We start from the raw sequence: 24,179 nt of genomic DNA on the forward strand, positions 1-24,179 counted from the left end.
CATCACAGACTGTAGGGCACGCGATAGCAAATTTGCTAGTGAGGCCAGGAAGATATGCCTATCTGCTCGCTGGACTCGTCACACACCCACGATGGATGCTGGAAAGATGCCACCTACCCCAACCGCACGCCGCAAGCGCGTCGGCATCGAGCTACGAAAGATGCGAGAGGCCGCCGGGCGCACGGCTGGAGACGCTGCCGCCGTTCTCGGGCTGGACCGGAGCAAGGTCACACTGATCGAGCAGGGCGCCTACCCGGTCAGCGCTGAACGGGTGCTTGCGCTCGCCGCCGAGTACGAGGAGGCCGACTCTGCGTACGTCGACGCCGTCGCCGAGATGGCCGCCGACCGCACCAAGGGGTGGTGGGAGGAGCACAGAGGGCTCGTCCCAGCAGGGATTCTTGAGATCTCCGAAGTTGAACACTATTCCAGCGCGTTGGTGACGTATCAGATCTGCCATGCGCCCGGGCTCCTGCAGACCGAGGAGACAGCTCGCGCGATCTTCCGAGAGGTCTATCCTCCGCTGCGGCCACTGAACATCGAAGCGCGAGTCGAGAACCGGATGCGACGAGCAGAGCTCCTGACACGCGGCGATCCGCTGGAATACGAAGCAATCGTGCACGAGGCCGCGCTGCGCATGGAGTTCGGAGGAACAGCCGTCGCCAGAGAGCAGCTGAAGCAGTTGCTCGTACTCTCGGAGGCCCCCAACGTGACGCTGCGCGTATTGGAGTTCAGGGCCGGCGGATTCAAGGGTGCGGGCCACGCCGCGCTGTATGCGAGCGGGCCGGTACCCCGCCTCGATACGGTCCAGCTTGACTCCGTAGGATCGCCAGCGTTCCTGACCGAGATGAACCAACTGGAGAACTACCGGAACATCATCGGGGCGATGCGTGATCGCGCGCTCGATCCATCGGACTCCCGTGACGTGATCTCCAGCATCATGAACAGCCTGTGAGGGATCCCGTGGAATGGCGAAAGCCCAGTGCCTGCGGCGACGGCAATAACTGCCCAGAGGTCGCCATCACCTCCGACGCCGTCTACGTCCGCAGCACTCTTCTACCCGACGCCATCGCCCAACTCACCCCCACCGAATGGCGCGACCTCCTCTCCGCCATCCGCGCCGGAGAGTTCGACGTCTGATCCACCGCAACGGGCGGGCCGTTCGTCGAACGGCCCGCCCTGGCCGTCCCCCTTGAGCCTCTTCCGCCCCCACTGACCCAGCAGTCCGACAATCACAAGACGGCCTGATCCCGCCGTTCCCCAACCACCCCCGTACGAACATCGGTTTGCCGCCGAGGAGGGCCGGGGTAGTGCCGAGGAGTTCGCACTCCCACGGACTCCAAGTCCGGTGCGGGCACCGACATTTAGACATTGCGAAGGGATCGATATCCATGAACAGGACCCTCCGGAACGCCCTCGTGGCAGTCGCCGCCGCCGGCGCCCTCGGCGCCGCCGCTGCCGCTCCCGCCATGGCCGCAGGCACCGTGCAGGCCCAGCCGACGGCCCGGGTGCAGGCGCAGCTCAGCAACCCGAAGACGGTCAAGGCCGACGACTTCAACAAGGCCCGCGACATCCTGATCAAGGCGGGCAGCAAGACCGCCGAGAAGACCCACCCGTCCCACGGCGTCAAGGACGTCCCCGTCTCCTACGGCACGAGCCTGCTCGCCGAGGCCCGCGACGAGTTCCGTGCGACGGACAAGAACCTGCCCGAGAAGGACAAGCAGTCCGGCATGTCGCACGCCCACTACAAGGCCGTCCACGACGCGGCCAAGAAGATGGGCATCGACACCTGGTAAACCCCGCCCGGGCCCTCGCGCGGCCTCCCCGCCGCGCGAGGGCCTACCCGAGTGCCGCCCGCTGCCTGCTCGGCCGTCCGTCCGAGTCCACGGTGAACACCGCGGCCTCCGTCACCCCGGTCACCGTGATCCGGTCCGGTCCGGACCACTCGACCGTGCTGAACTCGCCGCTCTGACTGTCCCATTCGCCCAGGTCCCAGTGGCGGGCGGACCAGCCGCTGCCGGTCAGCAGCTCCAGGCGGTAGACCGGGTCGATCGAGAAGGCGACGTTCGTCACGGTCAACACGCGGTCCGGATGGTCCGGGTGGACCTTCCGGCCGACCAGCTGCCCGTTGCCGACGTCGGTCAGGGACGACATGGCGGCCATGAACGCGATCGGAAGCCCGAGGAAGACGAGCACCACCAGGGCGGCCGCGCCACCGATCTGCGACCACCGGGTGCGGAACTCGAACTCGACCACCAGCGAGACCACGGTCAGCACGACCGCGGCCCCGACCAGCAGCACCGGATGGTTGAGCCAGCGCTCGACCTCCACCAGCCCACCTGACTCCGAGGCCTGATAGCCCGGCAGGTACGCCAGGAGCGCCGCCAGCGCCACGCCTCTGAGCCACCAGGCGATTCGCCTGCGCCGCGCCGCCGCCATGTTTGTCTCCCCCCAGGCGATCCTTTGCCCGGACTTTACTACCGGGCGCCCCCGGCCTCCACGGCAGGGACCGGACCGGGCACAACCCCGCGGCCAGCGCGACGGCCCGGGCGACGATGGCTTCGTCGCCCGGGCCCCGCTACCGGCCGCACCCCCGTCACCGCCGGTAGAAGACGCTCCTCGACCAGAAGTAGCCGATCAGCGTCAGCCCGGTGCACCACGCCAGCGCGCTCCAGGCACTGTTGCCGATCGGGGTGCCCATCAGCAGCCCCCGCAGGGTCTCGATGATCGGCGTGAACGGCTGGTACTCGGCGAACCACCGCAGGGCGGTCGGCATCGAGTCGGGCGGGACGATCGCGCTGCCGATGAAGGGCAGGAACTGTATCGGCATCGGCAGGTTGCTGGCGCTCTCCACCGTCTTGGCGACCAGCCCGATGCCCGCCGATATCCAGGTCAGCGCGACAGTGACGAACAGCACCAGTCCGACGGCCGCCAGCCATTCCACCAGCCCGGCGTTGGGCCGGAAGCCCATCGCGAGCGCCGCGCCGACCACCAGGACCAGGCCGAGCATGGTCTGTATCACGCTGCCGACCACGTGCCCGGCCAGGAAGGCCGAGCGTGAGATCGCCATCGTGCGGAAGCGGTTGACGATGCCTTCCGTCATGTCGACGCAGACCCCGATCGCCGTGACCAGCGACCCCGAGGCGGCCGCCATCAGCAGGATGCCGGGCGTCACGTAGTCGATGTAGCTGCCGCCGCCGATGCCCGCGCCGAGCGCGCCGCCGTAGGCGTAGTTGAACAGCAGCAGCATCATCACCGGCATGATCACGACCGCGAAGGTCAGCGACGGGTACCTCAGCGCGTGCTTGAGGTTGCGCCGCAGCATGGTCAGCGAGTCACTGACCGCGTAGCTCACCGAAGCGCTCATCGGGCGCCCTCCCCGGTCAGAGTGAGGAACACGTCGTCCAGATCGGCCGTCTCCACGACCAGCGACTCGGCCTGGACCGAGGCGTTGTCGAGCGCGTCCAGCACCGCCTTCACGGTGACCACGGAGTTGTCCCCCGGGATGTCCAGTCGCAGCGCCTCGGTGTCGACCGCGGCGTAGTCGAACAGCCCGGCGGCAGCACCCAGTTGGGCGGCATCCGCGAACTGGAGCCGGATCCGCCCACCGGGGACGATCCGCTTCAGCTCGTCCGCCGTGCCCTCGGCGACGATCCGCCCGCCGTCCAGGACGGCGATCCGGTCGGCGAGTTCGTCGGCCTCCTCCAGGTACTGGGTGGTGAGGAAGATCGTCACCCCGTGGTCGGCGACCAGCCCCCGGATGATCTCCCACATCGTCCGCCGGCTGCGCGGGTCCAGCCCGGTGGTCGGCTCGTCGAGGAAGATCACCTGCGGATCGCCGACCAGCGTCATCGCCAGGTCGAGCTTGCGCCGCATGCCGCCGGAGAAGGTGACGACCGGCTTGCGCGCGGCCTCCGTGAGGTCGAACCGCCGCAGCAGATCCTCGGCCCGCCTCCGCCCCTCCCGACGGGGGAGGTGGTTGAGGTCCGCCATCAGCAGCAGGTTCTCCTCGGCGGTGAGCAGGTTGTCCACCGCCGAGAACTGGCCGGTGACACCGATCGCCGCCCGCACCCCGGAGGCCTGCTCGACCACGTCGTGCCCGGCCACCCGGGCCACCCCGCCGTCGGCCGGGATCAGGGTGGAGAGGATCTGCACGGTGGTGGTCTTGCCGGCGCCGTTCGGCCCGAGCAGGGCGAACACGCTGCCCGCCGGGATCTCCAGGTCGATGCCGTTCAGCACGGCCTTGTCGCCGTAGGACTTGGTCAGTCCGACTGCCGAGATCGCCGCCATCACGCCCTCCGGATCACGACGTCGCCGAGCTGGGTGCGGCCGCGGACCTCGACGGTCTCCCGGGCGTCGCCCGGGCCCTGCGCCGCGCCGAGGGCGTTGCGCACGGTGCCGACCTTGCTGTGCACGTCGAGCCAGGCCGCCGTGCCCTCCGCGATGCCGACCTCCAAGTCCCCCAGGGAGGTCTGCATGGTGACCTGGCCGCGCACCACCCGGCCGATCCGGATCGGGCCGTGCGCCGTCTTGGCGTCCACCCCCGCGTGGGCGGTGCCGACCTCGATCCGGCCGAAGGAGGAGCTCGCCTTGAGCGCCCCGTGGACCTCGCGGACCTCCGTGTCGCCGTTGCTGTTCTTGACCGTCAGCGCGCCCCCGACCGTGCCGACCGCGACCCGGCCGAGCCCGGAGACCTCCGCGTCCCCGTCGACCGAGTCGACCCGGACCTCCCCGTGGTCGGTCTTGAGCCGCGCGCTCGCGGCCTGCTCGACCTGGATCCGGCCGAGCGAGGTCTTCAGCCGGCAGTCGCCGAGCGGGCCCTCGGCGACGAAGGTGGCCATCGGGGCGTCGGCGTTGATCTCCGAGCCCGCCGGCAGCTCGATCAGGATGTCGATCGAGCCGATCCGGCCGAACGGCGAGCGCTTCTTCGGGCCCTTGAGGGTGAACCGGCCGCCGGCGTAGTCGACCTGGGTCTGCTGGGCGGCCTTGACGTCGGCCTCCTCGGCGGGGTTGGCGGGCTTGACCTCGACCACGGTGTCGGTGCGCTTGCTCGCGCTGATCCGCACCGAGCCGATCTCGAATTCGAGGGTGACCGAGATCGGTCCGTCGGTCTCGTACGTAGGCATGGCTGTCCCGTCCTCTTGACTCTGATGGGTGTTCCCGCTGGTCGGAGCGGGGGTGACGTCGTTGCGGATGGAGCGCGGATGGAGCGGATGGAGCGGGTCCAACAGGCGGAGCGGGCGGAAGCGTCAGTGGACCCAGCCGGTGAAGCCCTGGCCGCCGCCGCGGCGCGGGCGAGCCGTCGGCTGGGGGCCCTGCGGCGCGGCCGGGCGGGCGGGCGGCTCGCCGGCCTCCAGCGCGCCGGCGACGGCCCGGACCAGCCAGGCGTTGAGGGAGAGGCCCTCCTGCCCGGCGGCCTCCTCGGCCCGGGCCTTGAGGTGGGCGGGCAGGCGCAGGTTGATCCGGGCCGTGCCCGTCTCGTCCGACTCCGGCACCACGGGCGGCGCCACTGGCGCCACCGATGCCACCATCGGCGCCATCGGTGGCGCCACGGGCGGCACATCACCGTGGAAGGTGTCGGCGCCGGGCGGTACGGTGACCACGAACTCGGGATCGAGCCCGCGCAACCGTACGTCCACCGAGCCGGGGGCGAGCTCGCGGGTCACTTCGCCCATCGCGGCCGAGAGCGCGTTGAGCAGGGTGAGCCGCACGGCGGAATCCAGCGGCAGCGTCAGCCGCTCGGCCAGCGCGCGGGCTTCGTCCCCGCCCGTGCCCGCGGCCACCGCGAGCTCGTTCCGAAGGTTTTCGACGTACGGCGTGAGGTCCATGGCCTCAGCATGGCACAGCGATGGTGCCATGTCGAGCCATTAGTGGTGCCACTTTGGCGCCACCTCCGAGTGGGCACAGAGAACCGCCCCGCCGACAGCTGCCGACGGGGCGGTTCAGGGGCACTTCGCGGGGCGTCCACCAGGGCGGACGCCGGGGATCAGGCCTTCCAGCCCGCCAGGTAGGCGTCGATCTCGCCGGCCAGCCGCGCCTTGCCCGCCACGTCCAGGAAGGACGCCTCGACCGCGTTGCGCGCCAGTGCCGCCACCCCGGACTCGTCCAGGCCCAGCAGCCGCGCCGCGACGGCGTACTCGGTGTTGAGGTCGGTGCCGAACATCGGCGGGTCGTCGCTGTTGATCGTGACCAGCAGCCCGGCGTCCACCATCCGCTTGATCGGGTGCTCCTCGATCCGCTCCACCGCCCGGGTGGCGATGTTGGAGGTCGGGCAGACCTCCAGCGGGATCCGGTGCTCGCCCAGGTGGTCCAGCAGCGCCGGGTCCTTCACCGACTGCGTGCCGTGCCCGATGCGCTCGGCGCCGAGCACCCGGATGGCGTCCCAGACCGTCTCCGGCCCGGTGGTCTCGCCCGCGTGCGGGACACTGCGCAGGCCGGCCGCCCGCGCCCGGTCGAAGTAGGGCTTGAACTGCGGGCGCGGCACGCCGATCTCCGGGCCGCCGAGGCCGAAGCTGACCAGGCCCTCGGGGGCCAGGTCGACGGCGAGCCGGGCGGTCTCCTCGGCGGCCTCCAGGCCGGCCTCGCCGGGGATGTCGAAGCACCAGCGCAGGACGACCCCGAGCTCCTTCTCGGCGCGCAGCCGGGCGTCCTCGATCGCCTCCATGAAGGCGACGTCCGGGATGCCCCGCTTGACCGAGGAGTACGGGGTGATGGTCAGTTCGGCGTACCGGATGTTCTGGCGCGCCATATCCTCGGCCACGCCGTAGGTGAGCGCGCGGACGTCCTCGGCGTCGCGGATCAGGTCCACGACGCTCAGGTAGACGTCGACGAAGTGCGCGAAGTCGGTGAAGGTGAAGTACTCGGCGAGCGCCGCCGGGTCGGTCGGCACCTTCGACCGACCGCGGTGGCGGGCCGCCAGCTCGGCGACGACGCGCGGCGAGGCCGAGCCCACGTGGTGGACGTGCAGCTCCGCCTTGGGCATCCCGGCGATGAACGCCTCGATGCCCCCCTGGCCACTGGGGTTTCCGATCCGACTTCCGTCCGGCTGGACCACGGTGGTTCCCTACTTCCTCTACGCGCGTACCGACAGGTGCTGGCAAGGATAGGCCGCCCCGGGGTCAGCCTCCGAGGGCGGTCGCCACGGTGTGGATGAGCAGCCCGGCCATGGCGCCGACGACGGTGCCGTTGATCCGGATGAACTGCAGGTCGCGGCCCACGTTGGCCTCGATCTTGCGGGAGGCGTCGTCGGCGTCCCAGCCCGCCACCGTCTCGGAGATCAGCGAGGTGATCTCGGCGCGGTAGGTGTCGACCAGGTACTGGGCGGCGCCCTGGAGCCAGCCGTCCACCTTGGCCTGGAGCTTGGCGTCGGTGGCCAGGCGCGCGCCGAAGCTGCTCACGCCCTCACGGATGCGCCGGCGCAGTTCGCTGTCCTCGTCCTCGGCCGCGTTCACCACCAGGGTGCGGACGGCCGCCCAGGTGGAGGCGATCAGGTCCTGCACCTCGGGCCGGGCCAGCAGTTCCACCTTGGCCCGCTCCACCCGGGCGATGGTCTCCGGGTCGGTCTGCAGTTCGGTCGCGAAGTCGGCGAGGAAGTTGTCGATGGCGCCGCGGGCCGGGTGGTCCGGGTCGTCCCGGATGTCGGTGACGAACCGCATCAGCTCCTTGTAGACCCGCTCGCCGACCTGGTGGTCGAGGAACTTGGGCGTCCAGCCCGGGGTCTTCTGGGTGACCCGCTGGACCACCTCCTCGTGGTTGGCGGTCAGCCAGCCGTGCGCCCGGACGGCCACCAGGTCGACCACGCCGTGGTGCCCGCCGTCCGCGACCACCTTGCCCAGCATCCGGCCCATCGGCTCGGCCACCGAGGTGGCCGCCGCCCGCCTGGTCACCGCCTCGGCGACGACCGCCTGCACGTCGTCGTCCCGGAGCACCTCGAGCACCCCGCGCAGCGCCGCCGAGGCCTCCTTGGTGACCCGCTCGGCGCTGCCCGGCGCGGCCAGCCACTCCCCCAGCCGCCGGGCGATGCCCAGCGACGCGAGGCGCCCGCGCACCACGTGGCCGGAGAGGAAGTTGTCGCCGACGAAGTCGCCGAGCGAGCGTCCGAAGGCGTCCTTCTTGGTCGGGATGATCGCGGTGTGCGGGATCGGCAGGCCGAGCGGGCGGCGGAACAGCGCCGTCACCGCGAACCAGTCGGCCAGCGCGCCGACCATGCCCGCCTCGGCGGCCGCCGCCACGTACCCGGCCCAGGCGCCGGCGCCGGCCGCCTTGGCCCAGGTGGCGAGGGCGAAGACCAGGCTCGCGAAGGCCAGCAGGCCGGTCGCGATGGTCTTCATCCGGCGGACGCCATGTCTCTTCTGCTCGTCGGCGGCGGTGAACCGGACCCCGGGGCCCGTACCGCTGAAGGCTTCGTCACTCACCCCGCCAGTCTGCCCGCTGCCCGGCGCGGGCGAGGGCGCGCCCCGCGATCACGCGCCTAGTCACGCGCCCGGGCACGCCTCGCGCGCCGCCGCGCGCACGCCCCGTACCCACCCCGTCACGCCGTGTGCGGTCCACCGTGCCCGCCGACGCGGCGCCCCGCACGCCCGTCGGAGCCCGAAACCGCACCCCCCTCAGGCCCCGACCAGCACGATCACGCCCCGCCCAGCACGATCCGCCGCACCCCCTCGACCGCCCACGCCGCCGGATCCGTGCACCGCCGCCCGTCCAGCAGCACCCGCACCCCCGGCAGGTCCTCCGGCGCCAGCTCCCGGTACTCCGGGTGGTCCGCCTGGAGCACCGCCGCCACCACCGGCTCCCCGTCGTACGGGGGCAGCCCGAGCGCCGCCAGTTCCCCGCCCCGGTACAGCGGATCGCTGACGTACGGCCGCGCCCCCGCCGCCCGCACCGCCTCGACCAGCGGGAACACCCCGGAGTACGCCGTCTCCTTGACCCCGCCCCGGTACGCCGCCCCGAGCACCAGCACGCCCTGCCCGGCGATCCCGCCCGCCAGCGCGCCGTCCAGCACCCCGACCGCGTACCCGGGCATCTCCAGGTTGGCCTCCCGGGCGGCCCGCACGACCGTCGCGCCCGGGTCGTTCCACAGGTACAGCCGCGGGTACACCGGGATGCAGTGCCCGCCGACCGCGATGCCGGGCCGGTGCAGGTGGCTGTACGGCTGCGAGTTGCACGCGTCGGCGATCTCCGCGAAGTCCACCCCGACCCGGTCGGCGTACCGGGCGAACTGGTTGGCCAGCGCGATGTTGACGTCCCGGTAGGTGGTCTCGGCGAGCTTGGCGAACTCCGCCGCCTCCACCGAGGCCAGCTCCCAGACGCCGTTGGGCCGGGGCAGGTCGGGGCGCGGGTCGAAGTCCAGCGCGGCCCGGTAGAACTCGGCGCCGCGCCGGGTCGAGGCCGCGTCCACGCCGCCGACCAGCTTGGGGTAGCGGCGCAGGTCGGCGAAGACCCGCCCGGTGCGGACCCGCTCCGGGCTGAACACCAGCGCGAAGTCCGCCCCGGCGGCCAGCCCGGAGCCGGCCGCCAGCCGGGGCGCCCAGCGGCCCCGGGTGACGCCGACCGGCAGGGTGGTCTCGTAGCTGACCAGGGTGCCCCGGCGCAGCCCGGCGGCAACGGCGTCGGTGGCCGCGTCGAGCAGGCCGAAGTCCGGGGTGCCGTCGGCGGCGGTGACCAGCGGGACGACCAGCACCACGGCCTCGGCGGCGGCGACGGCGGCCGTGGTGTCGGTGGTGGCCCGCAGCCGCCCCTCGGCGACCACCTGCTTCAGCGCCTCGTCCAAACCCGCCTCCCGGGGGAACGGCGGCACGCCTTGGTTGACGCTGCGGACGACCCCAGGGGCGATGTCCGCCCCCGTCACCCGGTGCCCCTTCAGTGCGAACTGCACGGCCAGCGGCAGGCCCAGCTTGCCCAGCCCGACCACGCAGACGTCCATCGCCCGGCTCATCCCCGCACCCCGTTCATGCCCGCACCCCGTTCATCCCCGCACCCCGTTCATCCTCGTGTCGCCTTTCCTCCGGGGCCCCCAGCCTCCGGCGGCCCCGGCCTCCGGGGCCCCCGCTCACCCCCGGCCCCCGTTCACCGTGTTGGCGAGCCGGCGCCACACCGGGTAGCGCCGCAACCCCCGCCGCAGCTGGGCCGGCACGGCTCCGCGCCACACCTGCTGGGCCAGGTTGAGCGGCGGGACCTCCACCGGCAGCCGCACCGGCTCCTCGCCCAGCAGGAACAGCTCGTCCGGCAGGCCCAGCCGGGCGTCCCGGAACGCCGGGTAGCCCGCGTAGTGCCGCCGCCCGTCGACGACCACCGGCGGGTCGCCGTGCGCGGCCTCGTACCGGATCAGGTCCCGCAGCGCCTCCGGCCTTACGGCGGCGGCGAGTTCGAGCCGCAGCCGCTCGGCGACGGGCAGCCGCGGGTAGACCGCGCGGGCGTCGAAGCGCTCGACCAGCCGGCCGACCTCGACGCACACCTGCTCCTGGACGGCGTCATCGAGCAGCAGGAAGTCGTCCTGGAGCAGCCGCGGCACGTCCCAGGCGAAGCTGCGGGCCCGGATCGCGTCCAACTCCCCGCCGGGCGCGGCCAGATCGGCGGCGACCTGCTGCAATGCGGCGATCCCGCGCAGCCGGTCGAGCACCCCGGCCCGCTGGGTGACGTTGCCCAAGTCCTCGCGCAGCACCAGGAAGTAGCAGTCGTAGTCGGCGAGGACGGACACCCGGCCCGCCCGCAGGCAGGCCTCCAGGGTGAACGGCTGGTCCGAGAAGACCTTCAACTCCTCGTCGCGGCACAGCCCGTAGCGCCGGACGAGGTCCATCCGGAACAGCTTGGTGTCGGACAGCGCCCAGGCCAGCGCCGAGTCGGTGAAACCGACGGACTCGGCGTTGGCGTGGAAGATCCCCTGCGGCACCAGCCGCCCGTTCACCCCGACCTGCTTGGGCACCAGCACGTCCGAACCCCAGGCGTCGGCCGCCGTGACCAGCCGCTCCAGCGCCTCGGCGCCGAGCCAGTCGTCCGCGCCGAGGAAGAGCACGTAGCGGCCGCGGGCCAGCGCCAGGCCCCGGTTGGTGGGGGCCGCCGGGCCGCCCGAGTTGGCCTGGTGCACCACCCGGAACAGCCCGGGGTGGCGGGCGGCGTAGTCGTCCAGGACGGCCTCGCCGCCGTCCGTGGAGCCGTCGTCGACGACCACCACCTCCAACCGCCCGGGCGCCAGGGTCTGCCCGACCAGCGAGTCCAGGCAGGCGGTGAGGTAGGGCATGGTGTTGTAGACCGCGACCACCACGGTCACATCGGGTCCGGTCATCGAGAAGCGCTGCCCTCCGGTGTGCTGTTCGCCGAGCGATGCAACGTCAACTCGGCTGCCCGCCGGGGAGTCACGTGCCCTCCCCGGACGGGTGACAGCGGCCGAACACGCGTTCAGCGTTCGGGAGGCTCAACCGATCGCCACCTCCGTGTACATCCGCGCGATCACGTCCTCGATCGCCGGCTCGCGCACCGACAGGTCCACCAGCGGATAGCGCGCGGCCACCGCCGCCACGATCGGCGCGGCGCTCTGCTGCGCCGGGAAGGCCAGCCACTGCCGAGGCCCCTCGACCTTCACCACCCGGGCGCCCGCCACCTCGATCGCGGGCCGGGCCTCGGCCAGGTCGACCACCAGGGTGCGCTCGCTGCGCCCGGTGGCGTGCAGGCCGTCCAGCCCGCCGTCGTAGACGACCCGGCCGTGGTCGATCACCATCACCCGGCCGCAGAGCTGCTCGATGTCGGTCAGGTCGTGCGTGGTGAGCAGCACGGTGGTGCCCCGGTCCCGGTTGACCTCGCGCAGGAACTCGCGCACCTTCCCCTTGCTGACCACGTCCAGGCCGATGGTCGGCTCGTCCAGATAGAGCACCTGCGGGTCGTGCAGCAGCGCCGCCGCGAGGTCGCCGCGCATCCGCTGGCCGAGCGAGAGCTGGCGGACGGGGGTGTCCAGCAGCCCTTCCAGGTCGAGCAGTTCGACGCAGCGGCCGAGGTTCTCGCGATATCGGCGGTCGGGGATGCGGTAGATCCGGCGGGCGAGTTCGAAGGAGTCGCGGAGCGGGAGGTCCCACCAGAGCGTGGTGCGCTGGCCGAAGACGACGCCGATCCGGCGGGCCAGCGCGACGCGCTCGCGGGCCGGGTCCACTCCGGCGACCCGCAACCGCCCGCCGCTGGGCACGAGGATGCCGGTGAGCATCTTGATGGTGGTCGACTTGCCGGCGCCGTTGGGGCCGATGTAGCCGACGCACTCGCCGGCCTCGACGGTGAAGCTCAGCCCGTCCACCGCGCGCACCTCGCGCTTGACCCGGCTGAAGCGGCCGGTACGGACCCGCACGGTGAAGGTGCGGCGGACGTCCTCGAGTTCGATCAGTGCCATGGGGGTTCCTTGCGTAGGAGGGGGGTTCAGCTGCCGGTGCCGCGGTAGGCGCGCAGCCCGGCCCGCCAGGCGAGCCCGGCGGCGGCGACGCAGAGCGCGGCGGCGAGCGGGGAGGCGTACTGGAAGGCGGTGGGCAGGCCGAGCGGGTCGGGCCGGCCGAGGACGCGCAGGGCGGGCAGCCAGTTGACGAAGGCCAGCGGGACGCCGAAGACCACGCCGGCCACCAGTTCCTTGGCGAAGATGGTCGGCGGGTAGTGCAGCAGGGTCGCGCCGCCGTAGGTGAAGGAGTTCTGGATCTCCTTGGACTCGCCCCACCAGAACTGCACGGTCGCGCCGCCGACGTAGATCGCGCCGAAGATGACGCTGCCGCAGACCAGCAGGGCGGGCACCAGCAGCACGCGGTCCCAGGTCCAGTGGACGTCCAGGGCGGCCAGTGACCAGGCGAGCACCGCCAAGCCCTGGATCGGGCGGCCGAGCCGGCGCAGCGAGAAGCGTTCGGCGCACAGTTGGGCGAGCGCGGGCGCGGGCCGGATCAGCATGGTGTCCAGCGATCCGTTGACGATCCGCACGCCGAGGCCCTCGACCGAGCCGACCAGCAGGTTGGCCACCCCGAGGGCGAAGGTCGCGGTGCCGTAGAGGAAGGCGATCTCCGGCAGGCGCCAACCGCCCAGCTGGTCGGTGTGCCGGAACATCAGCACCAGGACGACGAAGTCCAGCGAGTGCGTGGCCAGGCTGGCCACCAGGTTCAGGGCGAAGGAAGCCCGGTAGGCCATCATCGAGCGCATCCACATCCGGGCGCACAGCCACCAGGAGCGGACCGCCCAGGCGGTGCGGGGCACGATCGGCTCAGCCACCCTGCACCACCACCCTGCGGGTCGCCAGCCACTGGGCGCCCCGGCCCGCGGCGAGCAGGGCGACGGCCCAGGCGAGCTGGAAGCCGAGCGCGCCGAGCAGGCCGGCGCCGGTGGAGCGCTCCAGGAAGACGTCGGTCGGCACCTTCACCAGCGCCGCCCAGGGCAGCACCGCGGCGAGGTCGCCGAGCAGGCCGGGGAAGAGCGCGATCGGCAGCAGCATCCCGGAGAAGAACATCGAGACCACCAGCATCACCGAGCGCACCCCGTCCGAGTCGTGCAGCCAGAAGCCGGTGATCGAGACCAGGAAGCGCAGCCCGAAGCTGACCACCAGCGCGAGCAGCACCGAGAGCAGGAAGACCGCCCAGGTCAGCGGCTGCTCGGGCATCCGGGTGCGGAACACCAGGGCGCCGACCAGCAGCGGCACGGTGCCGCGGACCAGCAGTTGGAAGGCGGCCCGGCCGAGGTCGGTGGCCAGCCACCAGCCCTGGAAGTCGACCGGGCGGTAGAGGTCGACGGCGATGTCCCCGCTGCGGAAGCGGTCCTGGAGGTCGTCCTGGAAGCCGCCGCCCCACACCGCGACGGTGACCAGCAGGGACTGGCTGACCCAGATGTAGGTGACGGCCTGGCTCTGGTCGTAGCCGCCGAGGCCGGGGCGGGCCTGCCAGAGGGCGAGGAAGGAGGAGGCCAGGATGATGCCGAAGACGGTGTTGGTGAAGGTGCCGGCCACGGTGGCGGCCCGGTAGGTGGAGTAGCGACGGAAGGCGCCGCGGGCGACGGCCGCGTAGAGCCCGAGGGCGGGGAGCGGTCCGGTGGGATCAGGAGGGCGTGCGGTCCGCGTCTCCGGGGGCGCGAGATTCAGCATATTGTCTCCTTGTCGACAAATACGGGCAGATGAATGCCCGCCGACGTCCGCGCACACCCCAGCGGCTCCGACCGGCCGCACCCGGGGGTACCGGGCCGACCGCGCGGAGCTGACGGAACTGGGTGCGCTATGCGAGTGCGCCACGTGCGGCGCTACCTGGTCTGCACCTTTCACCGTAGCGCCGGGGACCAGCCGCCGCACCCGATTTCCCCGAGCACGCCAACCCCCCGACCACCCCCTGATCGGCCATCAAATAGCACATAATCGCGGCATGACCTTGAGCACCCGACGCCAGGCCAAACGAGCCGCCCGCCGCGCGGCCCGCCGAGCCCTCCCCCGCTGGCGCCGGCTCCTGCCCACCTGGCGCATCACGCTCGGCGCCCTCACCACCGCGCTCCTGCTCACCGTCGGCGCCTTCGCCGTGCTCTACGTCATCGTCCCGGTGCCCGACCCCAACGCCCACGCCGTCGCCCAGAACAACATCTACCTCTACGCCGACGACACCACCGAGATCGCCCGCACCGGCGCCGTCAACCGCACCGACGTCACCATCGACCAGATCCCCCCGCAGACCCAGCACGCCGTCGTCTCCGCCGAGGACCGCACCTTCTACCGCAACCGCGGCATCGACCTCAAAGGCATGCTCCGGGCCGGCTGGAACACCCTCACCGGCAAGGGCACCCAAGGCGGCTCCACCATCACCCAGCAGTACGTCAAGAACTACTACCTGACGCAGGACAAGACCATCGAACGCAAGGGCCGCGAACTCTTCATCGCCCTCAAGGTCGACCAGCAGCGCGACAAGCCCGAGATCCTCGCCGGCTACCTCAACAGCAGCTACTTCGGCCGCGGCGCCTACGGCATCCAGAGCGCCGCCCACGCCTACTACGGCGTCGACGTCTCCGCCCTCACCCTCGCCCAGGGCGCCTACCTCGCCTCCCTCCTCCAGGCCCCCAGCAGCTACGACGTCAAGACCGCCACCCCCGCCAACCGCGAGAAGGCCATCGCCCGCTGGCACTACACCCTCGACGGCATGGTCCAACTCGGCTTCCTCACCGACGCCGAACGCACCGCCACCACCTTCCCCGAACCGATCGACCCCCAGCCCGCCACCGGCCTCTCCGGCCAGGCCGGCTACCTCGTCGGCGTCGCCGACGACTACCTCGTCTCGGCCGGCATCATCGACACCGCCACCCTCAAAGCCGGCGGCTGGCGCATCACCACCACCTTCGACAAACCCAAGCAGGACGCCTTCCACAAGGCCGTCCAGGACGAACTCACCGACGAACTCGACCCCCAGCACCGCCCCGCCACCGACACCGACGTCCGGGTCGCCGGCGCCTCCGTCGAGGCCGCCACCGGCCGCGTCGTCGCCGTCTACGGCGGCCCCGACTACGCCAAACAGCCCTACAACGACGCCCTGCGCCAGGACAACCAGATCGGCTCCACCTTCAAACCCGTCGACCTCGCCGCCGGCCTCATCGCCCAGCACACCCTCGACGGCCGGCCGATCACCCCCGACACCCGCTACGACGGCACCAGCGAACGCCCCGTCACCGGCGGCCCCACCCCCTACGCGCCGCCCAACGAGGACGACGTCGACTACGGCAACATCACCCTGCGCTACGCCATGGTGAAGTCCGTCAACTCCGTGTACGCGCAGGAGGGCGTCGACGCCGGCCTCGCCCGCGTCCGCGACACCGCCGTCAAACTCGGCATCCCCGACAGCGTCCGCGGCATGGACCCGGCCAACACCTCGATGACCCTCGGCACCGCCACCCCCAGCGCCCTCGACCTGGCCGGCGCCTACGCCACCCTCGCCAACCACGGCCAGGCGAACGCCCCGTGGTCCGTCCTCAAACTCGCACGCGTCCACACCGGCGGCGCCGTCGACGCCCCCAAGATGCCCGACCACACCCCCGTCGACGCCATCGACCGGCCCTACGCCGACACCGTCACCGACGTCCTGCGCGACGTCATCGGCCCCCGCGGCACCGGCGCCGCCGCCCTCGACCTCGGCCGCCCCGCCGCCGGCAAGACCGGCACCACCGACTCCAACCTCTCCGCCTGGTTCGCCGGCTACACCCCCGAACTCGCCACCACCGTCGGCCTGTTCCGCGAGAACCCGAAGACCCACGCCAAGGAACCACTGGCCGGCACCGCCGGACTCGCCCGGATCAACGGCGGCACCTTCCCCACCCGGATCTGGACCGCCTACATGAGCGCCGCCCTCGACGGCACCGCCACCCAGCAGTTCGACCTCCAGACCGGCCGCGACACCCCCGCCCCCGGCTTCAGCCCCAGCAGCAGCGCCACCACCACCCCCAGCCCCACCGCCACCACCCCCACCACCGGCGGCGGCAGCAGCGAAGAACCCCCCAGCAGCAGCACCCCCGTGCCCGACACCCCCACCCACGCCCCCAGCGCGCCCGCCCCGCAGCCCACCACCACCCAGGAACAGCCCAGCCCGCAGGCACCCCAGCCCACCGCCACCCAGGAGCAGTCCAGCCCCACCCCCCGACCCACCCAGACCCGGCCCACCCACCCGACCACGCCATCCAGCACCACCGGCGCCGCCACCAACCCGGCGACGAGCGCGACACCACCGGCCCAGCGGGCCACCCCGCCCGCCCAGTGAGCAACCCCCCGAGCGGTGAACCACCCCACCAGCCGGTGAACCACCCCGCCGACCGGTGGACTACCCCGCCACCAACTCCCGCTCCAACGGCGACCGGAACCGCGGCGTCACCCGCACCTCCCCCAACCAGCCAGCCAGGCGCGCCGCCTCCGCCGCGATCGCCGCCCCGGCCTCCGCCCCCACATCACCGAACAGCCGCCACACCACCTCGCCGTCCGGCCGCTGCGCCCAGCCGCCCACCACCCGGCCGCACCACCACACCGTCGGCCCGGCGTTGCCCGCCCGGTCGAACAGCGCCGGAACGTCCTCCGGCCGCAGGTACCAGTCCCGCCCCCGCCAGCCCATCACCGTCGGATCCAGCGCCGGCAGCAGCGCCGCCCACGGCTCCGGCTCCGCCACCGGCCCGGCGTCCCCCGGCAGCACCAGCGCCGCCGCCCCGCCCGCCAGCTGCACGTCCTCGGCGCCCACGTCCGCCAGCGCCCGGCGGGTGTCCCCCAGCGTCCAGCCCGTCCACCACTTCACGTCCTCGACGGTCGCCGGGCCGTACCCGGCCAGCCAGCGCCGCACCACCTCCGCCTTCGCCTCCCGCACCGGCGCCTCCGGCCACTGCGGCACCGGCGCCCACGGATAGACGTTGCTCAGCCACGACCCGCGCGGACGGCCCCGCCGCACGTGCCCGTCCGCGGCCAGCACCCGCAGCAGCCGGCTTCCCACGCTCTGCCGGCTCTCGTACGGCTTGCCCGCCGACATCAGCATCGTCTCGCGCAACTCCGGCACGTCGTCGCCGAGTTCCTTCGTCGTCGCCTCGCCGCGCCGGGCCACGGCGGCCAGCACCGCGCGCTCCGCCCCGGCCAGCCGCGCCTCGTCCCAGCCGTCCGCGTGGTCCCGCAGGTGCTTGAGCAGCGTCGCCCGCTCCCTCGCCGCGATCGCCCGCGCCGTCGACGAACTCACGTGCGGCGCGAAGCCCTCCGTCACCGCGAACAGCGTCCGCCGCATCGACAGCAGCTTCACCAGCGTGACGTCCTCGTACAGCGCCCGGTCCACCTCCGCCGCCGACGGCTCCACCAGCCGCGCGCACGCCGACAGGTACACCGTCGCCGGATCCGACGCGTGCAGCCCCACCAGCGCGTCCGCCACCTGCTCCACCCGCGCCACCCGCACCGACGGCGCCAGCAACTGCCGCCGCCCCACCCGGGCCCGCCGCTCACCCTCGCCGATCACCGGCACACGCCTCGTCATGCCCGGACCCTAGCGGCCGCCGCCGACAGGCCCGGACGCAAGGAGCCGGCCGGGGCAGCGCCCCGACCGGCTCACGCCACGTCCGTGCTCGGAGGTTCAGAGGTAGAGCCCGGTCGAGCCCTCCGTGTCGCCGAAGCGGGTCGCCGCCACCGCGTGCAGGTCGCGCTCGCGCAGCAGCACGTAGGTGGCGCCGCGGACCTCGACCTCCAGCTTGTCCTCCGGGTCGTAGAGCACCCGGTCACCCGGCTCCACCGAGCGGACGCTCTGGCCCACCGCGACGGCCTCCGCCCAGGTGCAGCGCTTGGACAGCTCCGCGGTCGCGGGGATCAGGATGCCGCCGGTCGAGCGGCGTTCGCCCTCGCTGCCCTCGATCCGCACCAGCACGCGGTCGTGCAGCATCCGGATCGGCAGCTTCTCGCCCAGCCGGTCGTGCCGCGCCGCCTCGTACTCGGGTGCGGCGGAGGAGGCCTGCGGGGTCGGTTCGTCGTTCGTACTCACGATCCCGAAGGTACCGCCCCCGGGCGCGCGGCGTGACGCTGGCCCGGCATGCGGGAAGCCGCGGCACCCGCGGGGCCGGGCACACCCCCAGGCCAGGGCACACTCCAGGTCAGGGCACACTCCAGGCCCGGGCACACCTCCCGGGCCCGGGCACACCGAAGGCCGGACGCCTCCCGCGCCCGGCCCTCACCCCGTGCCCGATCAGCCCTTGCGGCGCTTCCGGGCGGAAGCCACCAGCAGCAGCACGCCCACGCCGACCAGCGCGGCCGGGACGATCCGCTCCGTGCGCGGCTGCCCCTTCTCGTCCACGAACTGCGCCCGCACCTTCTCCACCACGCCGTTGGCGGCCACGTACGCCCGGCCGGCCTGCTCCTCGACGGCGGCCACGGCCTTCGCCTTCACCTGGGCGCCGATCGTGCTCGGGTGGACGCGCACGGCCAGCTCGTCCAGGGTGGCCGCCAGCTGGGTGCGGGTCCGGGAGATGTCCGCCTCGATCTGGGCGGTCGTCCGCGCCGACTTGTCCTTCGTGCTCGCCTCGCCCACTCGGGCCACCCCATTCACTTGCTGATGTTGTCCTGTGCGACTGACCCAGTCTGTCAGTTGCCGAGCAGGGCCGCGCGACCCCACCCACCATCGGAGGTAAGTTTGCCGTGCTATGACCGCCCGCCCCAGCAACAGGAGATTTACCCGTGAGTGAGCGTCTCCAGCCCGGCGACACCGCGCCCGCCTTCAGCCTGTCCGACGCCGACGGCAACCAGGTGTCCCTCGCCGACCACCTGGGCCGCAAGGTCATCGTCTACTTCTACCCGGCCGCGCTCACCCCCGGCTGCACCAAGCAGGCCTGCGACTTCACCGACAACCTGGAGGTCCTCGCCGGTGCCGGCTACGACGTCATCGGCGTCTCCCCGGACAAGCCGGAGAAGCTCGGCAAGTTCCGCGAGGCCGAGAACCTCAAGGTCACCCTGGTGTCCGACCCGGACCACCAGGTGCTGGAGGCCTACGGCGCCTACGGCGAGAAGCAGAACTACGGCCGCACCTACGTCGGCGTGATCCGCTCCACCGTGATCGTGGACGAGCAGGGCAAGGTCGAGCGCGCGCTGTACAACGTGAAGGCCACCGGGCACGTCGCCAAGCTGCTGCGCGACCTCAAGGTCGAGACGGCCTGACGCTCGACGGCCTGGCATCTGGGCATCCAGCTCGCCCGGCGCCTCGCTCGCCCGGCGCCTCGCTGAACGAAGCGGTGGCGGCACACCCCCCGACCGGGTGCACCGCCACCGCGTCTCTCACCTCAGGGCGCCGTCAGCAGGCCCCGAGGTCGCTCCAGACGCCCCACGAGCCGCTGGCCGCGGGGTCGTCGCCCTTGGTCCACCACTTGTTCTGGTAGTAGTGGCCCTTCCACGACACCTTGGTGGTGGCCGCGTAGGTGGTGCCCGCGTCCCAGCTCGGGGCGGCCGTGCAGGCCCCCGTCGTCGGGGTGGCGGTCGCGGTGGCCGTGGCGGTCGGCGAGGCCGTGGCGGTCGGCGAGGCCGTCGCCGTCGGGGAGGCGGTCGCGGTCGGCGAAGCGGTGGCGGTCGCGGTAGGCGTCGGGGTCGGGGTCGGCGTGCCGCCGTCCACTGTGCCCCGGGTCAGGTCGCCCTTGAGCCCGTACAGCGTGCCGTTCACGTTGACCGTCCAGTTCGACGGGGTCGAGACCGGCAGGTAGTAGACGAAGTCCAGGTCCACCGAGGCGCCCGGCGCCAGCGACTGCCAGCCCGGCAGCTTGACCGACACCCGGTTGTAGGTGCCCTTCAGGCCGCCCACGTTGCCCGGACCGGGGTTGTCCTGCCGGATGACCTGGAGGCCGAAGCCGGACTGGTCCTTGGCGTTGCCCGGAGCCGAGTTGCTGTAGTCGAACTGGAACTCGGTGCCGCCCGGCAGGGTCGTCGTCGAGTTGTTGACGATGTGGATCTTCGGGTTGATCGGGTAGTTCGAGTCACCCAGCGCGAAGTTGGTGAACGACACGTCGATCGGCAGGGTCTGCTGCGGCAGCGGGACCGTCGAGCGGGTCGCGCCGTACGGCGTGGCCGCCTTGAACTTGTCGTACATCAGCGAGGTCAGCGTCGAACCCGGCACGTACTCGCCCTTGCCGCCGTTGGCGCTCGCGTCCCACTTGTAGTCGCCCGCGAGCTCCCAGATCATCGCGCCGCCGGCGCCCTGGTTGACGATGTAGTCCGCCTTGGCACCCACCGACTGCTCGTCCTCGGTGGAGAGGAACACCTTCTTGGTGTCGTTCCACAGCCACGGCGCCACCAGGCTGCTGCTGTAGTTGCGGGCGTAGGTGCCCTGCAGCGCGGTGTCCTTCACGCCGTACTTGGCCAGGTAGTCGGGCAGGATGCCCTTCTCCAGGTTCTTCGCGTGCCACATCGGGTTCGACCCGGCCGGGGACTCCTTGCCCGCGTCGTCCTTGTCGTTCCAGATGTTGTCGATGCCGACCGCGCCGTCACCGCAGGAGGTCAGGCCGGAACCGACCGGGCAGGTGGTCGCCGCCGCGGTGCCCCACAGGCCGTTGGTGCCGCCCGTGACGTTCTTGAACCCCCGGGTGTAGTACGGCAGGCCGACGTTGATCCGGCCGCCCGGCATCGCACCGCGGAAGTAGTGGTACGACCAGTCCGTGTTCAGGTAGCCGATGCCCCCGTACTGGCCGGTGCCGTACACGTTGGCCGCCGCCAGCTCGCCGTCCTTGCCGTCGTCGAACAGCGAGGCGTTCGGACCGACGTACTTGTTCCAGGCGCCGTGCAGGTCGTACGACATGATGTTGACGTAGTCCAGGTACTGCGCCACCTGGAAGGTCTCCATGCCGCGCAGCAGGTAGCCGGACGACGGGGCCGCGACCGACAGCAGGTAGTGCCTGCCGTCGGCGGCGCCGGCCCGGTCCAGGTTCTCCCGCAGCGTCTTCATCAGCGCCGCGTAGCCCTTCGCCAGCGAGCCGCGCTTGGAGTTGGCGAGCTGCCAGTCCAGCGGGTTGCCGGCGTCCTTCATCGAGGTCGGGTACTCGTAGTCGACGTCGACGCCGTTGAAACCGTACTTGCGGATGAAGTCGACGGACGAGGCGGCGAAGGTGTCGATGCCGGCCTGGTTGACGCTGCCGTCCGGGTTGACGGTCATCGAGTAGAAGCCGCCGGAGTTGACGCGCTTGCCGTCGTCCCCGAAGTAGCCGCCGGTCTCGGTCCAACCGCCCACCGAGATCAGGGTCTTGACGTTCGGGTACTGCTTCTTGAACTTCGTCAGCAGATTGAAGTGGCCCTTGTAGGGCAGCGTCGGGTCCAACTCGGCCCCGGGCACGCCCGGGAAGGAGATCCCGGTGGCCTCGTTGGTCGGGCCGTCGGTGCCGACGGAGAGCTTGTTGTCACCGCCGACGTGGCCGAACGCGTAGTTGAGGTGGGTGACCTTGTCCCAGGGGATGTCGTTCACCAGGTAGGGCTGGTCGCCGTTCTTGCCGGTGCGCCAGCCGGTGAAGTAGCCGATGATGCGGCGCTGGTGGTCCGCGCCCATCTTCTCGCGGCCGCCGGTGTCGTAGACCGAGCAGTACGGGACGTCCACCCCGGCCGTCTGGTACAGGCCGTCGGGGCGACAGGCCCCGTTGTCGACGGTCGCGGACGCCTGCGAGGGCACCGCGCCCAGCGTCGACAGCAGCAGACCGGCCAGACCGGCCGCGGCCAGCGAGACCGCACCCGCCCGGGCAGCCGGGCTCTTGCGACGGAGTGCGGCGGTGGGACGCCGCTCCGCCGTGTTTCGGATCAACACTCGGTCCTCCGGGAGAGAGTGTCGGCGCGTGCCTGTGGGGGAGCACGCACGTGGGGGATTGCAATTGGCGCCGAAGCTATGTGGTCTGAACCACATAGGTCAATAGGTCTGTACCAATTGGTAATCAAACCCCCAACCCCGCCGGTCACCCCACCGACGACAACAAGTCACCCCCTGGCCGAAACCCCGTCACCCGTCACCAAATCCCCCATCGATCGTTCGCACACCGGGGGACGGGCGAACCACTGCCCGAAGGGGAACAACCATGCCGGTCAAGTACACCCGCGAACTGCTCGCGTCGCTCGCGGCCGAGTCCAGCAGCGTCAACGACATGATGCGAAAGCTCGGCGTGCCGACGGCGGGCGGCAAGCACAGCTACCTGAGCAGGCGGCTCCGGCACTACGGCATCGACACCTCGCACTTCACCCAGGAGGGTTGCCGCGCCTACAGGCGGCGCCAGTACTCAAAGGAGGTGCTGGCCGAGGTCGCCGCTGCCGCAACCACGCTCGACGAGATGCTGATCACACTCGACCGCGAACCCAACCGGTACAACCGCTCCTACCTGCGACGGAGGGCCAAGGCGTACGGCATCGACACGTCGCACTTCCCGTCTCCTGGAACCGTCTACACCCGGGAACTCCTCCAGGAGGCCGTCGTGGCCTCGCACAGCGTGGCCGGGGTCGTGCGCTACCTCGACCAGCGTCAGGCGGGTGGCACCCAGGCCCACATCGGGCGCCGCATCAAGGCACTCGGCATCGACACCTCGCACTTCACCGGGCAGGCCCACGGCCGCGGTAAGCATGCACCCACCAGAATCCCCGCCGAACAACTCCTCGTTCAGCACCCCTGGGGGGCCAAGCGACTCCCGGGCTCGCGGATCCGTAGCGCGCTGAACGAACTCGGCAGGCCGCAAGAGTGCGAGGGCTGCAGCACCGGCCCCGAGTGGCGCGGGCACCCGATGACGCTGGAGGTCGATCACGTCAACGGCGACTGGTCGGACAACCGGCCGGACAACCTGCGGCTGCTCTGTCCCAACTGCCACGCCATCACTCCGACCTACTGCAAACGGAAGTCGAGGAAGCGCACTGCCTAGCGGCTTGGCCGGAGGAAGGTGTCGGCCAATTCGCGGGCCCAGTAGCATGATGGTCAGCAGGACAGGCGGCCGTGGCGCAGAGGCGACGCAGACGGTTTAGGTCCGTTGGCCCGTGAGGGCTTGAGGGTTCGAATCCCTTCGGCCGCACCAGGATGACCTTCAAATCGAAGGGGCCCGACCGGAATGATTCCGATCGGGCCCCTTCGGTTTTCTCAGCCCAGGAGGTCCTTGACGACCGGGGCGAGGCCGCGGAAGGCCAGGCCGCGGTGGCTGATGGCGTTCTTCTCGGCGGGGGTGAGTTCGGCGCAGGTGCGGGTCTCGCCGAGGGGCTGGAGGATCGGGTCGTAGCCGAAGCCGCCGTCGCCGGAGGGGGCGGTGCGCAGGGTGCCGAGGAGGCGGCCCTCGACGACGCGCTCGGTGCCGTCGGGGAGGGCGAGGGCGGCGGCGCAGAAGAAGTGGGCGCCGCGGTGCGGGTCGGAGATGTCGGAGAGCTGGGCGAGCAGCAGGTCGAGGTTGGCGCGGTCGTCGCCGTGCTTGCCGGCCCAGCGGGCGGAGAAGATGCCGGGGGCGCCGTTCAGGACGTCGACGCAGAGGCCGGAGTCGTCCGCGACGGCGGGCAGGCCGGTGGCGCGGGCGAGGGCGTGGGCCTTGAGGAGCGCGTTCTCGGCGAAGGTGACGCCGGTCTCCGGGACGTCCGGGATCTCGGGGTAGGCGTCGGCACCGACGAGTTCGACGTCCAGGCCGGCCTCGCCGAGGATGGCGCGGAGTTCGGCGACCTTGTGCTGGTTACGGGTGGCGAGGATCAATCGGGTGGACATATCGCCCACCCTATCGGCAGCCGTCCC

General features: G+C 71.8%; 23 protein-coding genes and 1 tRNA gene. 7 read left to right on the top strand and 17 right to left on the bottom strand.

Going from position 1 to position 24,179, the window contains the following annotated elements:
- The first annotated feature begins 91 nt into the window (after window positions 1-91).
- The 3 genes from ACIQVZ_RS23850 to ACIQVZ_RS23860 all read left to right on the top strand — a co-directional run bounded on the left by ACIQVZ_RS23850 (window position 92) and on the right by ACIQVZ_RS23860 (window position 1,793).
- The gene (locus ACIQVZ_RS23850; RefSeq protein ID WP_402452662.1) at window positions 92-952 is read left to right on the top strand and encodes a helix-turn-helix domain-containing protein; all 861 of its coding nucleotides are present in this window, start codon (window positions 92-94) and stop codon (window positions 950-952) included.
- Between the two features lie 8 nt (window positions 953-960).
- The gene (locus ACIQVZ_RS23855; RefSeq protein WP_402452663.1) at window positions 961-1,137 is read left to right on the top strand and encodes a DUF397 domain-containing protein; all 177 of its coding nucleotides are present in this window, start codon (window positions 961-963) and stop codon (window positions 1,135-1,137) included.
- Window positions 1,138-1,388: 251 nt separating this feature from the next.
- Window positions 1,389-1,793 carry a hypothetical protein gene (locus ACIQVZ_RS23860; protein WP_402452664.1) on the top strand — a complete coding sequence of 135 codons (405 nt, stop codon included), beginning with the start codon at window positions 1,389-1,391 and terminating at the stop codon, window positions 1,791-1,793.
- A gap of 43 nt (window positions 1,794-1,836) precedes the next feature.
- Here ACIQVZ_RS23860 and ACIQVZ_RS23865 read toward each other — a convergent pair whose 3' ends face one another.
- The 12 genes from ACIQVZ_RS23865 to ACIQVZ_RS23920 all read right to left on the bottom strand — a co-directional run bounded on the left by ACIQVZ_RS23865 (window position 1,837) and on the right by ACIQVZ_RS23920 (window position 14,083).
- The gene (locus tag ACIQVZ_RS23865; RefSeq protein WP_402452666.1) at window positions 1,837-2,436 is read right to left on the bottom strand and encodes a hypothetical protein; all 600 of its coding nucleotides are present in this window, start codon (window positions 2,434-2,436) and stop codon (window positions 1,837-1,839) included.
- Between the two features lie 157 nt (window positions 2,437-2,593).
- Window positions 2,594-3,364 carry an ABC transporter permease gene (locus tag ACIQVZ_RS23870; protein WP_402452668.1) on the bottom strand — a complete coding sequence of 257 codons (771 nt, stop codon included), beginning with the start codon at window positions 3,362-3,364 and terminating at the stop codon, window positions 2,594-2,596.
- Window positions 3,361-4,287, bottom strand: coding sequence for an ATP-binding cassette domain-containing protein (locus ACIQVZ_RS23875; RefSeq protein WP_400331541.1), 927 nt, complete (start codon window positions 4,285-4,287; stop codon window positions 3,361-3,363). The genes ACIQVZ_RS23870 and ACIQVZ_RS23875 overlap by 4 nt, the downstream gene beginning before the upstream one ends.
- The gene (locus ACIQVZ_RS23880) at window positions 4,287-5,123 is read right to left on the bottom strand and encodes a DUF4097 family beta strand repeat-containing protein (protein ID WP_402452670.1); all 837 of its coding nucleotides are present in this window, start codon (window positions 5,121-5,123) and stop codon (window positions 4,287-4,289) included. Before ACIQVZ_RS23880 ends, ACIQVZ_RS23875 begins: the two co-directional genes overlap by 1 nt.
- 123 nt (window positions 5,124-5,246) lie before the next feature.
- On the bottom strand, window positions 5,247-5,825 hold the full coding sequence (locus tag ACIQVZ_RS23885) for a YlcI/YnfO family protein (protein WP_402452672.1): 579 nt from the start codon (window positions 5,823-5,825) through the stop codon (window positions 5,247-5,249).
- Between the two features lie 158 nt (window positions 5,826-5,983).
- Window positions 5,984-7,051 carry an adenosine deaminase gene (locus ACIQVZ_RS23890; RefSeq protein WP_402452674.1) on the bottom strand — a complete coding sequence of 356 codons (1,068 nt, stop codon included), beginning with the start codon at window positions 7,049-7,051 and terminating at the stop codon, window positions 5,984-5,986.
- Window positions 7,052-7,115: 64 nt separating this feature from the next.
- A complete protein-coding gene (locus tag ACIQVZ_RS23895) occupies window positions 7,116-8,411 on the bottom strand; it encodes a DUF445 domain-containing protein (protein WP_350881227.1) in 1,296 nt (431 codons plus the stop codon).
- Window positions 8,412-8,623: 212 nt separating this feature from the next.
- Window positions 8,624-9,919, bottom strand: coding sequence for a nucleotide sugar dehydrogenase (locus ACIQVZ_RS23900; RefSeq protein ID WP_363583767.1), 1,296 nt, complete (start codon window positions 9,917-9,919; stop codon window positions 8,624-8,626).
- Window positions 9,920-10,045: 126 nt separating this feature from the next.
- Window positions 10,046-11,278, bottom strand: a complete 1,233-nt coding sequence (locus tag ACIQVZ_RS23905; protein ID WP_402452675.1) for a glycosyltransferase family 2 protein — start codon at window positions 11,276-11,278, stop codon at window positions 10,046-10,048.
- Window positions 11,279-11,407: 129 nt separating this feature from the next.
- Window positions 11,408-12,367 (bottom strand): ATP-binding cassette domain-containing protein, encoded by a 960-nt coding sequence (locus tag ACIQVZ_RS23910; RefSeq protein ID WP_350881223.1) that lies wholly within the window; start codon window positions 12,365-12,367, stop codon window positions 11,408-11,410.
- Between the two features lie 26 nt (window positions 12,368-12,393).
- Complete coding sequence (locus ACIQVZ_RS23915) at window positions 12,394-13,221, bottom strand: ABC transporter permease (protein ID WP_402452677.1); 828 nt, start codon at window positions 13,219-13,221, stop codon at window positions 12,394-12,396.
- Entirely contained in the window at window positions 13,214-14,083 is an 870-nt protein-coding gene (locus ACIQVZ_RS23920) for an ABC-2 family transporter protein (protein WP_350881219.1), read from the bottom strand. The genes ACIQVZ_RS23915 and ACIQVZ_RS23920 overlap by 8 nt, the downstream gene beginning before the upstream one ends.
- 271 nt (window positions 14,084-14,354) lie before the next feature.
- On the opposite strand from ACIQVZ_RS23920, the gene ACIQVZ_RS23925 reads away from it, so the two are divergent.
- Window positions 14,355-16,721, top strand: coding sequence for a transglycosylase domain-containing protein (locus ACIQVZ_RS23925; protein ID WP_350881217.1), 2,367 nt, complete (start codon window positions 14,355-14,357; stop codon window positions 16,719-16,721).
- 60 nt (window positions 16,722-16,781) lie between these two features.
- On the opposite strand, the gene ACIQVZ_RS23930 is transcribed toward ACIQVZ_RS23925, so the two are convergent.
- The 3 genes from ACIQVZ_RS23930 to ACIQVZ_RS23940 form a co-directional block, all read right to left on the bottom strand.
- A complete protein-coding gene (locus tag ACIQVZ_RS23930; RefSeq protein ID WP_402452678.1) occupies window positions 16,782-17,960 on the bottom strand; it encodes a winged helix DNA-binding domain-containing protein in 1,179 nt (392 codons plus the stop codon).
- A gap of 96 nt (window positions 17,961-18,056) precedes the next feature.
- Window positions 18,057-18,359 carry a co-chaperone GroES gene (locus ACIQVZ_RS23935; protein WP_079136310.1) on the bottom strand — a complete coding sequence of 101 codons (303 nt, stop codon included), beginning with the start codon at window positions 18,357-18,359 and terminating at the stop codon, window positions 18,057-18,059.
- A 300-nt stretch (window positions 18,360-18,659) separates the two neighbouring features.
- A complete protein-coding gene (locus ACIQVZ_RS23940; protein ID WP_350881213.1) occupies window positions 18,660-19,001 on the bottom strand; it encodes a DUF3618 domain-containing protein in 342 nt (113 codons plus the stop codon).
- Window positions 19,002-19,147: 146 nt separating this feature from the next.
- Between ACIQVZ_RS23940 and bcp the strand changes: the two genes are divergently transcribed.
- On the top strand, window positions 19,148-19,624 hold the full coding sequence (gene bcp / locus ACIQVZ_RS23945) for a thioredoxin-dependent thiol peroxidase (RefSeq protein WP_063349225.1): 477 nt from the start codon (window positions 19,148-19,150) through the stop codon (window positions 19,622-19,624).
- A 133-nt stretch (window positions 19,625-19,757) separates the two neighbouring features.
- Here the strand turns inward: bcp and ACIQVZ_RS23950 are convergent, their stop codons facing one another.
- Window positions 19,758-22,337 (bottom strand): chitinase C-terminal domain-containing protein, encoded by a 2,580-nt coding sequence (locus tag ACIQVZ_RS23950; protein ID WP_402452679.1) that lies wholly within the window; start codon window positions 22,335-22,337, stop codon window positions 19,758-19,760.
- Between the two features lie 169 nt (window positions 22,338-22,506).
- Between ACIQVZ_RS23950 and ACIQVZ_RS23955 the strand changes: the two genes are divergently transcribed.
- Window positions 22,507-23,334 (top strand): HNH endonuclease, encoded by an 828-nt coding sequence (locus ACIQVZ_RS23955; protein WP_402452681.1) that lies wholly within the window; start codon window positions 22,507-22,509, stop codon window positions 23,332-23,334.
- A gap of 65 nt (window positions 23,335-23,399) precedes the next feature.
- Window positions 23,400-23,484, top strand: a tRNA-Leu gene (locus tag ACIQVZ_RS23960).
- 62 nt (window positions 23,485-23,546) lie between these two features.
- Here the strand turns inward: ACIQVZ_RS23960 and rdgB are convergent.
- Entirely contained in the window at window positions 23,547-24,152 is a 606-nt protein-coding gene (gene rdgB / locus ACIQVZ_RS23965) for an RdgB/HAM1 family non-canonical purine NTP pyrophosphatase (protein ID WP_350881208.1), read from the bottom strand.
- Window positions 24,153-24,179 lie beyond the last annotated feature (27 nt).

The organism is Kitasatospora sp. NPDC098663, assembly GCF_044760075.1.
Taxonomy (GTDB): Bacteria; Actinomycetota; Actinomycetes; order Streptomycetales; family Streptomycetaceae; genus Kitasatospora.